Here is a 13,517-nt window from a genome sequence, read left to right as displayed (position 1 = left end):
TTTTCATTTGTAGAATTTGGTTGTTTTTAAGTTCGATTTTGGTATTGACGCTAACTTGTTTATACTCGAAGCTTTTCAACCTACTTCCACCCTATTCGGCAGGATAGTCGCATGTTTTTGCTCCTTTTCTTACACAATAATAAAACTATTTTACAAACTATCAAAAGGATTTCTTATTTTTTGTATAGATTGTTCACTTACATGGGTATAAATCATTGTAGTCTTTGGACTACTATGTCCCAATAAATTTTGAATATAGCGAATATCAGTACCGTTTTCTAACAAATGTGTAGCAAAACTATGTCGCAACGAATGTAATGTAATAGGCTTTTTTATACCAGCTCGTTTAGCTGCATTTTTCAAAACCATTTGTGCACTTCTGTCTGAATATTGGGCTCTATTTTGTCCTTCAAATAAATACTCTTTAGGCATATATACTGCATAATACTCCCGTAGCAAAAGCAATACTTTGTCTGAAAGTAAAGTATATCGATCCTTTTTACCCTTAGCATTTTTAACATGAATCAACATGCGAGTACTATCAATATCTGTCAACTTCATATGAATCGCTTCACTAATCCGCAAACCAGCAGAATATATCAAACTCAATAAAGCTTTGTGTTTCAAATTTGTAGTACAATCAATTAACCTTTTAACTTCAGCACTACTTAAAATAATAGGCAATCTCTTTTCCTTTCTCGGACGTTCTATCAAATGTACTTCAAAATCCAACTTCAAAAATTTAAAATAAGTCTTCAACGCATTAATGGCCTGATTTTGATAAGAAATAGATTTCTTGGGCTTCACAATAAAATTATAACTAAATAATTCCACCGATTTAGAATCAATCACAGTCAATCCTTGAGATTTCAAAAATTTCAAATACAAATAAACCAGACTTTTATACGTTTCAATAGTACTCTCACTATACCGGTTAGTCTTTAAATACGTAATAAAATGATCAAGACTATCATAAGCCTTTTGGTCTAAAGAAATTCCAAAAAAATAATGCGTTTCGTATTCTAATGTTTGATACAAGGGAGCAAAATCCAAATGATAATTAATTGATAAACATTCTTTTACCAACTCCACATGTGCTTCAGAATAAGGCAAATACCAATACGATTTAGAATTACTCCATACAGCCCTTAACTGCGATTTCAAAACTTGAATCAATTCAAAATTCTTAGGGCAAGAAAGTGCAAGCACCGCTACTTGGTTTCGATAAGATTTATCAACTCTCACTGTTATGGAATGAATATTAGGCATATATATAATGTATTTGGCGTTACACAAACATAAAAAAAAAATAAACACAAAAAACAAATGCAAATATTTATATTGAATTCTTCTAATCTCCCCTTACACTCCAAAACACAAAATCAAACCAATCTTATAATCACGGCAACTGAAATAGAAAGGATCCCACAGAAACCAGTTTCACAAACAAATAAAATCCGAATGCATCAGCATTTGACAAAGTCAATTCGAGTTATCCGCGTTCAAAAAAAAATAACCACGAAAAACAGGCAAAACACCTTTTTTTGTAATTGTTTAAGTAGTCCTAGCAAATACGGTCTATCAGCTAATAAAATAGTCTATTATTAGGCTTATTTATGCACTATATCCAAAAACACCAAACCTTTGGGTTCATTCAGAGGCATATAAGTAGCATCGTTTAAAGTAAAAGCCTCCAGTTCTAGCAAGTAAAACAAAGTACCTACAGGTTCAAGTACTTCGGGCATTGGATAAGACAAAGCTAAGGTCTTTGGGTTTTCAAATTGCCAAGTTCCTACATGCAAAAAGCCTTCTGTTGTTGCTAAATCAATATCCAAAACCAATAAACGCAGTCCTATCCATTTTATCGCATGAGCACAAGTATTATGCACTTGCAGTATAAAATGCTTATCCTCTATAGTATAATTAACAACAAAAGCACTGGCTGGGTTAAAATCATAACCTTTCAAAGCAGCTTTTCCTCCTTCGGTTGTTAATGCTGTCGCAATGGTTCGTTTTCCTTTTTCATGCACCGTATCAAAAGCCAACAACGAGTGCATTTTTTTAGTAAACGCATTCACAATAGCCAATCTGTTTTTTCTGGGTAAAACATCACTTAAACTCATACGCAACAGTTTTCCCATTTTGGAAACTGCACCAAATTCGGTGGCATTTTTTCTACAAAGGTCATACTTAGGGTTTTTTTGCAAACCTTCCTTTGTAAAACCACTAACTGTTCTTATAATTAACGAGTTATTTAAAGGATAGATAACATATCCTTTAATATTTGGCAATCGTTTGCCTTCATATGAAATTATTCGTGCCATATAGTTTTTCAATTAATGAAAATTATATTTTAATTTTGTTCGTGTTTTGTTCGTGTTTTGTTCGTGTTTTGTTCGGTGTTGTAGTACTAAAAAAAACGATTTTGCGAACCAATACAAAACGAAACCCGAACAAAACCTATTTAAATACTAAACGTAAAACTACAGTATATTAGTGCGTAAACATACCAAACGTTCAGCTTTACTCCTACTTAACGTCATAGTAACCCCATACCATCCTCTTGGTTGTAGTACCTAAACCTATGGGTAAAAACAAATTAAAAGAAAAAAACAACCACAAAAAACAGGAAAAATACCCTTTTTTTATCATTATTTATATTTTTTTTTGATTGAAGATTGTTGATTAACGATTTTTGATTGCAGAAGATTAGAAAAGATTTTCAGAAAACTGACAACCGACAACAGTCAACTGTTAACTGATAACTAATAAGCCACCAAAGCCAACAATTCCTCCTCAAACCTCACCTTAGGCAAATATTGCTCCTCAATAGCCTTCACAAAAGGAATAGGAGTTTCTAAACTCGCTACACGCTTCACAGGAGCATCTAAAGATTCAAAACAGTTTTCCATTAGTAAAGCCGAAATATCACTAGCCATTCCACCAAACAAGGTGTCTTCTTGCAGAATAATACATTTTCCAGTTTTTTTAACCGACTTAAATATAGTTTCGGTATCCAAAGGTTGTAAACTTCTTAAATCGATTACATCAGCCTTAATTTTAGGATGTTTGTCTAAAGTAGCCAAAGCCCAATGTACTCCTGCTCCAAAAGAGATTACCGTTACCTCAGTTCCTTCACGAAGCATAGCTGCTTTTCCAAAAGGAATGGTATAATAACCTTTAGGCACATCTTGCGTAATGCTTCTATACAATTGCTTGTGTTCAAAATACAATACTGGATTAGGATCGTTAATCGCTGTGTTCAATAAGCCTTTAGCATCATAAGGAAATGCTGGATAAACCACCTTTAAACCTGGTGTTTTAGTAAACCAAGCCTCATTAGTCTGCGAATGAAAAGGGCCAGCCTGAGTACCACCACCACAAGGCATACGCACTACTACATCCGATTTTTCATTCCAACGGTAATGTTGTTTTGCCAATAAATTCACAATAGGATTAAACCCTGAAGATACAAAGTCAGCAAACTGCATTTCCATTATTGCTTTATGTCCGTTAATAGAAAGTCCATTAGCAGCCGAAACTACAGCACTTTCACAGATAGGCGTATTACGAACTCTTTCTTTTCCAAAAGCTTCCACAAAACCATCTGTTATTTTAAAAGCACCACCATATTCAGCAATGTCTTGTCCCATGATCACCAAATTAGGATGACGTTCCATAGACTGCTTCAGACTAGAAGATATGGCATCAATAAAACGAATATTCTCTTTAGCTTCACTTGGACTAAACTCTTCAAAATCATAAGGTTTGTAAACATCATTTAATTCTTCACTTAACACAGCCGTAAAGTCAGGTTCAGCCTGCGTTATGGCCCAATGTTCATCTATTTCAGCTTTAATTTCAGCCTTAAAATAAGCATCATCTTCTTCAGTGATAGCCGAAATGCGAAGCAAATAATCTTTAAAATTAGCAATTGGATCTTTAACGGCCCACATATCCATCAACTCTTGAGGTACATATTTAGTACCACTAGCCTCTTCATGACCACGCATTCTAAAAGTTTTAAACTCCAATAAAATAGGTCGTGGATTGTCAACCATAGAAGCTTTTAATTCAGAAATTTTATTGTAAACTTCTAAGATATTATTTCCATCAATAATGTGACTTTCCATGCCATAACCAATACCTTTATCAGCTAAGTTCTCACAACGATATTGCTCGTTTGTAGGTGTCGAAAGTCCGTATCCATTGTTTTCTATGACAAAAAGTACAGGCAATTCCCATACAGCAGCAATATTCAACGCTTCATGAAAGTCTCCTTCAGAAGTAGCTCCTTCACCTGTAAATACTGCAGTTACTTTTCCGTTTTGTTTAAGTTTGTTGGCCAAAGCAATACCATCTGCAACACCCATTTGAGGACCCAAATGCGATATCATTCCTATTATCTTAAACTCTTGGGTTCCAAAATGAAAACTTCTGTCTCTTCCTTTCGTAAATCCAGACTTTTTACCTTGCCATTGTGAGAATAAACGGTGCAAAGGAATATCTCTTCCTGTAAAAACACCTAAGTTTCGGTGCATCGGCAAAATATATTCATCTGGGTCTAATGCAGCCGTAATTCCCACAGCAATAGCCTCTTGCCCTATTCCCGAAAACCATTTAGAAACTTTACCTTGACGCAAAAGAATTAGCATTTTCTCTTCTATCAGCCTAGGCTTCAATAATTTTTTATATAATTGAACTAACGTAGCATTGGATAACTCTTTTCTGTCAAAATTCATGAGTAGTATTTTAATTTTAAAGATCCAAAAGTAATAAAAATAACAGATCTGACTTAAAATGTTATATTTTTTTATTTTTAAATATTCTAACAATTATTATTACTTCAAAATAATTCTTACTTTTGTTTTAAATAGGCACTAAAGTCTATTGTAAGTTAGTAACCATAAAGAAATACAATGCAAAAAATTCCTAGTGTTGACTTACGTGATTTCCTGTCGGATGATCCGGCACGTAAACAAAAATTTGTAAATGAAATCGGAAAAGCCTACGAAGAAATCGGCTTCGTAGCATTAAAAGGTCATTTTTTAGATGACAAATTAGTAGAAGGTTTATATGGAGAAGTTAAAAACTTCTTTCAATTGCCTTTAGAAACAAAAGCCAAATATGAAATCCCAGGTATTGGAGGCCAACGTGGATACGTTTCCTTCGGTAAAGAACACGCAAAAGGTCGTTCGGCTGGAGATTTAAAAGAGTTTTGGCACTTTGGGCAATACGTAGACAAAGATTCTAAATACGCTGGAGAATACCCAGATAACGTAGAAGTAACCGAATTACCTAAATTCAATCAAGTAGGTAAAGAAGCCTATCAAATGTTAGAAAAAACAGGAATCTATGTTTTAAGAGCTTTGGCTTTATACATTGGTTTAGACGAGTTCTATTTTGACAAATACATCAAAGACGGAAACTCTATCTTAAGACCAATCCATTACCCACCTATCACAGATGAACCTAAAGACGGTGCTGTTCGTGCAGCAGCTCATGGTGACATCAATTTAATTACCCTATTAATGGGAGCTCAAGGAAAAGGCCTACAAGTTCAAAATCACAACGGAGAATGGATTGATGCCATGGCTGAACCAGATGAGTTAATGATAAACGTAGGTGATATGTTATCAAGACACACCAACAATAAACTAAAATCAACCATCCATCAAGTAGTAAACCCGCCAAGAGAATTGTGGGGAAGCTCAAGATACTCTATCCCATTCTTCATGCACCCAGTAAGCGATATGAAATTAGATGTGTTAGAAGATTGCATCGATGCTGAGAATCCTAAAAAATATGAAGACATCACAGCTGGTGAATTCCTTCACGAAAGATTAGTGGAACTAGGATTGATTAAAAAGTAATTAGATAAAATTTCAATATTAAAATTCCAAATTCCAATTGTTTTGGGGTTTGGTTTTTTTGTTTTAATTATCATTAATAAAGATTTTGGAACACAGATTTAAGAAATTAGAGAAATTTTAAAAATCTCTTTGCAATGCTAAAAGACGCTATAAATTAAATTATTTAGATTTCTTGAATTTCTTAAATCTGTGTTCCTTTTAATTTAAATCAAAAATGAAAATATTCCCTCATCAAGAATTAACAAAAAACATTATTGGAGTATATTATGATGTTTACAATGAGTTAGGCTATGGTTTTCTTGAAAAAGTATATCATAAAGCTATGCTTATAGAGTTGCACAAAAGAGGGTATGTTATAGAATCTGAAAAAAAGTTAAATGTCTATTATTAAAATGAAATTGTTGGAGAATATGTACCAGATATAATTATTAATGAATCTGTAATAGTTGAATTAAAATGTGTGGAATATTTAATTGAAACACATGAAAACCAGCTACTAAACTATCTAAAAGCAACAAAATGTGAAGTAGGTTTAATACTAAATTTCGGAAAAGACCCGCAATTCATAAGAAAAATATTCACAAACGATTTAAAGAAACACAAATAAAAATTATAAAGATTTCTCAAATTTCTTAAATCTGTGTTCCAAAAATTATTAAACATCGATAAACAACATTATGACTCATAGATTTTATAAATTTCTCTAATTTCTTCAATCTGTGTTCCAAAAAAAATAAAAATGAACCTAGAAGACCAATTAAAAAAACTATTCCCAGACCACGAACCTTCAAACGAACCAGAAGCAGTCGAGGAAACCCAACACGAATTATTCGTTCAAAAAGAACCAATGATTTGCAAATACGAAAAACGAAAAGGAAAAGCAACCACTATAATATCAGGCTATGAAGGAGAAGACGAAGACTTTAAACTACTAGCCAAAGAAATAAAAAACAAATTCGCAGTAGGTGGAAGCTTCAAAGATGGAGAAATCATCATACAAGGAGACTATCGTGACAAAATAATGAAATTCCTTCAAGAAAAAGGATTCAAAACAAAACGAGTGGGAGGTTGAGAAAGTGTTCAGTAAAATATACACAAACCCTTTTAACCTCATGACCTCATAACCTTTTAACCTTTTAACCTTTTAACCTTTTAACCTTTTAACCTTTTAACCTTTTAACCTTTTAACCACATAAACTTATAAACTAAAAAAATGATCCAATCATCAGAATTAATACTAAATCCAGACGGTAGTGTTTACCATTTGAATTTAAAACCCGAAAACATTGCACACGACATCATCTTTGTAGGAGATCAAAATCGTGTAGAAAAAATCACAAAACACTTTGATTCAATTGAGTTCACTACACAAAAAAGAGAGTTCAAAACCCAAACCGGAGTGTTTAAAGGAAAGAAAATATCTGTTATATCAACCGGAATTGGTCCAGACAACATTGATATTGTCATGAACGAATTGGATGCTTTAGTGAACATTGATTTAAAAACACGTAAACCCAAACAAAACCTAACATCGTTAAACATTGTTCGTATTGGAACATCTGGTTCCCTACAAGCAGATATTCCTGTAGATAGCTTTGTCATGAGTGAATATGCAATTGGTTTAGACAACATGCTTCGCTCCTATTTAATTGATGAAGTATCGGAAATTGATATCGAAAACGCATTCATCGAACAAACCACTTGGGATTTAAGAAAAGGTCGTCCTTATGTAGTAAAAGGAAGTGAACGTTTAGCGGATAAAATCTATTCTGAAAAGATGCACAAAGGTTTCACAGGAACTGCAGGTGGCTTTTATGGACCACAAGGAAGAGTCTTACGTTTAGAAATTCAAGACAAGGAATTAAACCACAAAATGGATAACTTTAATTATAAAGACATAAGAATGACCAATCTAGAAATGGAAACAGCTGCCATTTACGGTTTAGGAAAGCTATTAGGGCACGAATGTTTATCTTTAAATGCCATTATAGCCAACAGAGCAACAGGAAATTTCAGCGAAGACCCATACAAAGCTGTGGATGAATTGATTGTTTATGCATTAGACAAATTAGCGGAATAAAAAAGGAACACAGATTTAAGAAATTATAAAAATTTATCAGATTTCAAAGCTGTGTTACCAAAAATTTAAACAATGAATTTAATTTTAGAAACAGACCGATTACTAATGCGAGAAATGCGTCACGAAGATGCAGAAGCCTTATTTGATATGGATTCAAACCCAAATGTTCATACTTATTTATGGCAAAAACCATATGCAACTATTGATGATATTCATACGTATATTGAAATGGTTCGAAAACAATATGATAGAAATAATATTGGACGATTCTCTACAATAATTAAAGCAACAAACGAGTTAATAGGTTGGACAGGAATCAAATACATTGACGATCATGTGGAGAACGGAAAGACTAATTTCTATGATTATGGCTATCGTTTAAACGAAAAACATTGGAACAAAGGCTACGCTACAGAAGCGTCAAAAGCTTGGTTAGACTATGGTTTCAACCAAATGAATATCAATGAAATAAATGCCTACACTCATTCAGAAAATGGAGCATCAAATCATGTCTTACAAAAAGTAGGGTTTAATTTCATGGAAGATTATCCAGATGAACATGGTGCGATTTGGAAATGGTGGCAATTGAAAAATAGTTAGCAATTCATTGCTGAATTGCCGTACGGCTTTAGCCAACAGATCTTTATTAAAATAAATTATTATAAATTCAAACAATCTAATAAGCATCGAAAGATGCTGAAATAAATTCAGCATAAATGAAAACAATAAAAATAGCAGGAGTTCCAGAACATTTCAATTTGCCTTGGCACATGTGCATTGAAAATGGAGAGTTTGAAGAAGTAGGCATCAACCTTGAATGGACAGATGTTCCAGAAGGAACAGGAAAAATGTGTCAAATGCTTCGTGATGGAGAAACCGATATAGCTGTAATTTTAACAGAAGGAATTGTAAAAGACATTAATGCTGGTAATGATAGCAAAATCGTTCAAGTTTATGTGCAAAGTCCGTTGATTTGGGGAATTCATGTGGACGCTAAATCAAAGTACAACGAATTAGCTGATTTAAAAAACAAAAAACCAGCCATCTCTCGTATGGGTTCTGGTTCGCATTTAATGAGCATAGTGAACGCTAACAATCAAAACTGGGATACTTCTACCCTACAATTCGAAATTGTAAACACTATTGATGGAGCTGTTGAGGCTTTATTGACTGGAAAAGCAGATTATTTCATGTGGGAACGTTTTATGACAAAACCATTAGTCGATAACGGAACTTTTAGAAGAATTGCAGATTGCCCTACTCCTTGGCCATGTTTCGTAATTGCAGTTAGAAATGAAGTTTTAAAGAAACACCCAAACACAATTGCTCAAATTCTAGAAATCATAAACATGACTACAGAAGAATTTAAAATGATTCCAAGTATAGACAGAACATTAGCTTCAAAATACAAGCAAAAATTAGAAGATATTGAAGAATGGTTAGCGCTAACACAATGGTCCCAAAAGAATTTAGACGAAAAAATGTTAAACAAAATTCAAAATCAACTCTTTGAACTAAAAATTATCGAGAAAAAAGGTACTTTTGCTGAAATTGTAAAGTCGCTATAGCTTTACGTTTTAGAAAATTATGTTAGAAAAAGTAAAACAATTTTATACCAAAATAGAACCCTATTTTCACGTTAAAAAGCCGTGGGATTCTATTATTATACTTGTTTTAAATATTCTAATTGCCATTCCTTTATTCATGATTTTACATCAAAACCTAATTGATTTAGAATGGCCATTTCAATTAGATAGAATATTAATATTTGTAATTTTATTAGCAATTATACAGCTGTTATTAAGGTTTTTAAGAAGGGTTACTTTAATTAGTATTTCACTATATTTAATATTCTTAATTTACGGAACTTTGTTTGGAAATTATGGTTTTAATCGTGTATTTGAAGATTATAGAGCCATGCTTTTTGCTATGCAAAATAATCCAAATCCACAAGATATTATAATCTCTAAATTATTACCTTTTCCTAACAAGTCTAAAGTTATTGCAGCTATAGAATTTACGAATCCTAAAGTGAGAAACTTTGCACTTTACGCTACAACTAAACATTTTTCTGATTTCAGGACCAATGAAAAGAATAGAAAAATGGTGCAATGTTTTGCCGTTTTTAAAGAAATAAAAAACCGATGGAATTATGTAAATGACCCAAAAGGTAGAGAATACATTGCTAGAGCAAGTGAATCCTTGCAACATTTTTCGGGTGATTGTGATGATCATGCTATTCTCATGGCAGCATGTATAAGAGCGATAGGTGGAACTCCACGTTTAATTCACACTGGTGGACATATTTATCCAGAAATGTTAATAGGAAGTAAAGCTGATTTAGAAATCGCTATTTTATTAATTAAAGACAAACTTTTCATCAAAGAAAGTGAAGGAAAACAAATTCATTATCATTTTGATGAGAGAGGACAATATTGGCTAAACCTTGATTATACAGCTAAATATCCTGGTGGTCCGTTTATGAGTGAAGAGATTTTAGGGCAGTTGACTTTAGATTAACTTATTAGTTTCAAGTTGTTTTTAAATTGTTTCAGGTTGTTTCAAATTGTTTATGAATATATTTAGTTAAAGTGAATTAAAACCATTCAATTGGCTCCTTACATATTTTTTTTAAATATTCATTGGTTTGACTAAAGTGTTTATTCCCAAACCATTTGCCTTGATTAGCACTCATTGGAGAAGGATGTCCGCTTGTTAAAACCAAATGTTTTGAGGTATCAATCTTAGCTCCCTTCTTCTGAGCAAAAGCACCCCAAAGTAAAAAAACTACATGTTCTTTTTCTTCAGATATAATTTGAATTACTTCATCAGTAAAAACATTCCATTTTAAATGTTTATGGCTATTTGGACTGTCTTTTCTAACTGTTAAAGAAGCATTCAACAATAAAACCCCTTGATTAGCCCAATGTTGTAAATTCCCATTTGATGGCATAAAAATCGAATCCAAATCAGTAGCAATCTCTCTATAAATATTTCGTAATGATGGTGGAATTTTGATATCATTATTTACAGAAAAACATAAACCATTCGCTTCTCCTATTCCATGATAAGGATCTTGACCTATAATAACAACTTTCACATCTTCAAACGAACACGAATTAAAAGCATGGAAAATCAATTCTTTTGGTGGAAAACAAATTTGGTCTTGATATTCTTGTTCAACTTGAGCCATTAGCTCCTTAAAATAAGGTTTTTCAAACTCTTTTTGGAGCTTTTCTTGCCAAGAAGAAGAAATATCGATTAACATAGCCTAAATTTTACCAAAAATATGAATTTTAGATTAAAATACATTTTGAAACTTTGTAACTTTGAACTTTCGCAAATAAACCAATGATTTCAATTACCAATAAAACCCTTCAAGACCTAGAATTCAATACGATTTTAGAAACCGTTTCCGAAAAATGCAATACGGAAATTGGAATGCAAAAAGCATTGCAAATCGCTCCATTTAAAGACAAAGAATCTTTAATGGATAATTTGTTACAAACCTCTGAATATGTAGCTTCTTTTAGCAATAATAACACCATTCCAAATCACGGTTTTGAAAACCTAACAAAAGACATCAAGTTTCTTAAAATTGAAGATAGTTTTTTGGAAGTGGGAACATTTAGAAAATTGGCTCATTTATCTGAAACGACAAATTTCTTAATCAAGTTCTTCCAAAAATTTGACGACTATTATCCGAAACTAAATAAAAAAGCAGCTGAAGTAGAATATACCAAATTCATCGTTCAAAAAATTGATGAAGTGGTTGATAAATATGGAGAAATTAAAGACAATGCTTCTCCAGATTTAGTGAATATTCGTAGGGATATTAATTTGGTTCGTGGAAAAGTCAATCAGAGTTTTGGCTTGGCTTTGAGCCAATATAATGCGTTGGGTTATTTGGATGATATTCGTGAAACAGTGGTTGAAAATCGTAGGGTTTTAGCAGTTTTAGCCATGTATCGCAAAAAAGTAAAAGGTTCTATTTTAGGTAGTTCTAAAACAGGAAGTATTGCTTATATCGAACCAGAAGCCACTTTACGCTATTCGAGAGAATTGAATAATTTGCAATATGAAGAAAGAGAGGAAATCCAACGAATTTTAAAGAAATTAAGTGCTGAAATTCGTCCCTTTACTGATTTATTAATGCAATACCAAGATTTTCTTAGTGATATTGATGTAATTGCAGCTAAAGCCAAATATGCGCATAAATTGAATGCAATTTTACCTGAAATCACTGAAGAAAAGCACTTGTTTTTTCGTGAAGCTTATCATCCTATTTTATATCTGAATAACAAAGCAAAAAATCAAGTTACTTTTCCTCAAACTATTGAATTAGAAAATACTAACAGAATTATTGTTATTTCTGGTCCAAATGCTGGTGGAAAAACGATTTCCCTAAAAACCATTGGTTTATTGCAATTGATGTTACAAAGTGGAATGCTAATTCCGGTTCATGAAAGAAGTAAAACTTTTTTGTTTGATAGAATTCTGACTGATATTGGTGATAATCAATCTATTGAAAATCATTTAAGTACATATAGTTATCGACTCAAAAACATGAATCAATTTTTGAAAAAGTGCAATGCAAAAACGCTTTTCTTAATTGATGAATTTGGAACAGGTTCTGATCCTGAATTAGGAGGTGCTTTGGCTGAAACCTTTTTAGAAGAGTTTTATCACAGAGAAGCTTTTGGAATCATTACAACCCATTATACCAATTTAAAAATATTAGCTAACGAATTGCCTTTTGCTACAAATGCCAACATGCTTTTTGATGAAAAATCGCTCGAACCTATGTATAAATTGCATCTAGGTCAAGCCGGAAGTTCGTTTACCTTTGAAGTAGCTCAAAAAAATGGTATTCCTTTTGGTTTGATTAATCGTGCTAAGAAGAAAATAGAAAAAGGAAAGGTTCGTTTTGATAAAACCATTGCTACTTTACAAAAAGAACGTTCTAAATTGGAAAAAACTTCTATCAATTTAAAGGAAGAAGAAACCAAAGCTAGAGAAGAAAGCAAAAAAATGGAGTCAATTAATTTAAAGATTCAAGATAAATTAGAACGCTATCAAGAATTATACGATGCCAATCAGCGATTGATTTACATGGGCCAAAAAATTGATGATATTTCCGAAAAATACTTTAACAACAAAGACAAAAAGACTTTAATTGGTGAGTTTTTAAAAGTAGTTGAAATAGAAAATTCAAAACGAAAAAAAGCTACTGTTAAGGAGAAAAAAGCAGCAGAAGTTGTTAAAAAAGAAATCATTAAAGAAGTAGAAGTCAAAGTAGAGAAAATAAGAGAAAAGAAGAAAGAAGAAAAAGCAAAGAAAAAAGAAGTTGAGATAAAACCACAAGTGACTTTAAAAGTTGGTGACAGAGTGCGAATGAAAGACGGTAAAGCCATTGGAACAATTGACAAAATCGAAAAAACTAAAGCAATTGTCAATTATGGAATTTTTACTTCAAAAGTTAGTATTAGTGAATTAGAATATGTGCAACCTTTGTAGATTTTAATGAATTGCCTTTCGGCTTTAGCCAACGGAGAATAATATAA

General features: G+C 32.4%; 11 protein-coding genes and 1 pseudogene. 8 read left to right on the top strand and 4 right to left on the bottom strand.

Annotation, left to right across the window (positions count from 1 at the left end):
- Nucleotides 1-150: 150 nt before the first annotated feature.
- The 3 genes from xerA to AABJ49_RS12700 all read right to left on the bottom strand — a co-directional run bounded on the left by xerA (nt 151) and on the right by AABJ49_RS12700 (nt 4,742).
- Entirely contained in the window at nt 151-1,269 is a 1,119-nt protein-coding gene (xerA, locus tag AABJ49_RS12710; protein WP_338378660.1) for a site-specific tyrosine recombinase/integron integrase, read from the bottom strand.
- A 341-nt stretch (nt 1,270-1,610) separates the two neighbouring features.
- Nucleotides 1,611-2,324: a hypothetical protein gene (locus AABJ49_RS12705; RefSeq protein ID WP_338378659.1), complete on the bottom strand. Its 714-nt coding sequence runs from the start codon at nt 2,322-2,324 to the stop codon at nt 1,611-1,613.
- 441 nt (nt 2,325-2,765) lie between these two features.
- Nucleotides 2,766-4,742 (bottom strand): dehydrogenase E1 component subunit alpha/beta, encoded by a 1,977-nt coding sequence (locus AABJ49_RS12700; RefSeq protein WP_338378658.1) that lies wholly within the window; start codon nt 4,740-4,742, stop codon nt 2,766-2,768.
- A 177-nt stretch (nt 4,743-4,919) separates the two neighbouring features.
- On the opposite strand from AABJ49_RS12700, the gene AABJ49_RS12695 reads away from it, so the two are divergent.
- The 7 genes and pseudogenes from AABJ49_RS12695 to AABJ49_RS12665 all read left to right on the top strand — a co-directional run bounded on the left by AABJ49_RS12695 (nt 4,920) and on the right by AABJ49_RS12665 (nt 10,473).
- On the top strand, nt 4,920-5,873 hold the full coding sequence (locus tag AABJ49_RS12695) for a 2-oxoglutarate and iron-dependent oxygenase domain-containing protein (protein ID WP_338378657.1): 954 nt from the start codon (nt 4,920-4,922) through the stop codon (nt 5,871-5,873).
- A 214-nt stretch (nt 5,874-6,087) separates the two neighbouring features.
- Nucleotides 6,088-6,480 (top strand): annotated as a pseudogene (locus AABJ49_RS12690) (GxxExxY protein).
- Nucleotides 6,481-6,612: 132 nt separating this feature from the next.
- Nucleotides 6,613-6,945, top strand: coding sequence for a translation initiation factor (locus tag AABJ49_RS12685; RefSeq protein WP_338378656.1), 333 nt, complete (start codon nt 6,613-6,615; stop codon nt 6,943-6,945).
- Nucleotides 6,946-7,086: 141 nt separating this feature from the next.
- Entirely contained in the window at nt 7,087-7,953 is an 867-nt protein-coding gene (locus tag AABJ49_RS12680; RefSeq protein ID WP_338378655.1) for a nucleoside phosphorylase, read from the top strand.
- Nucleotides 7,954-8,025: 72 nt separating this feature from the next.
- Nucleotides 8,026-8,553 carry a GNAT family N-acetyltransferase gene (locus AABJ49_RS12675; RefSeq protein WP_338378654.1) on the top strand — a complete coding sequence of 176 codons (528 nt, stop codon included), beginning with the start codon at nt 8,026-8,028 and terminating at the stop codon, nt 8,551-8,553.
- 116 nt (nt 8,554-8,669) lie between these two features.
- Nucleotides 8,670-9,521 (top strand): substrate-binding domain-containing protein, encoded by an 852-nt coding sequence (locus tag AABJ49_RS12670; RefSeq protein WP_338378653.1) that lies wholly within the window; start codon nt 8,670-8,672, stop codon nt 9,519-9,521.
- Between the two features lie 19 nt (nt 9,522-9,540).
- Nucleotides 9,541-10,473, top strand: coding sequence for a transglutaminase domain-containing protein (locus AABJ49_RS12665; protein WP_338378652.1), 933 nt, complete (start codon nt 9,541-9,543; stop codon nt 10,471-10,473).
- Between the two features lie 76 nt (nt 10,474-10,549).
- Here the strand turns inward: AABJ49_RS12665 and ung are convergent, their stop codons facing one another.
- Nucleotides 10,550-11,221, bottom strand: coding sequence for a uracil-DNA glycosylase (ung, locus tag AABJ49_RS12660; protein ID WP_338378651.1), 672 nt, complete (start codon nt 11,219-11,221; stop codon nt 10,550-10,552).
- A gap of 83 nt (nt 11,222-11,304) precedes the next feature.
- Between ung and AABJ49_RS12655 the strand changes: the two genes are divergently transcribed.
- On the top strand, nt 11,305-13,470 hold the full coding sequence (locus AABJ49_RS12655) for a DNA mismatch repair protein MutS (RefSeq protein WP_338378650.1): 2,166 nt from the start codon (nt 11,305-11,307) through the stop codon (nt 13,468-13,470).
- Nucleotides 13,471-13,517 lie beyond the last annotated feature (47 nt).

The sequence above is a fragment of the uncultured Flavobacterium sp. genome (assembly GCF_963922255.1).
Taxonomy (GTDB): domain Bacteria; phylum Bacteroidota; class Bacteroidia; order Flavobacteriales; family Flavobacteriaceae; genus Flavobacterium.
Note: the sequence above shows the minus strand (reverse complement) of the source record. Positions and strands in the feature narration are given on the sequence as shown.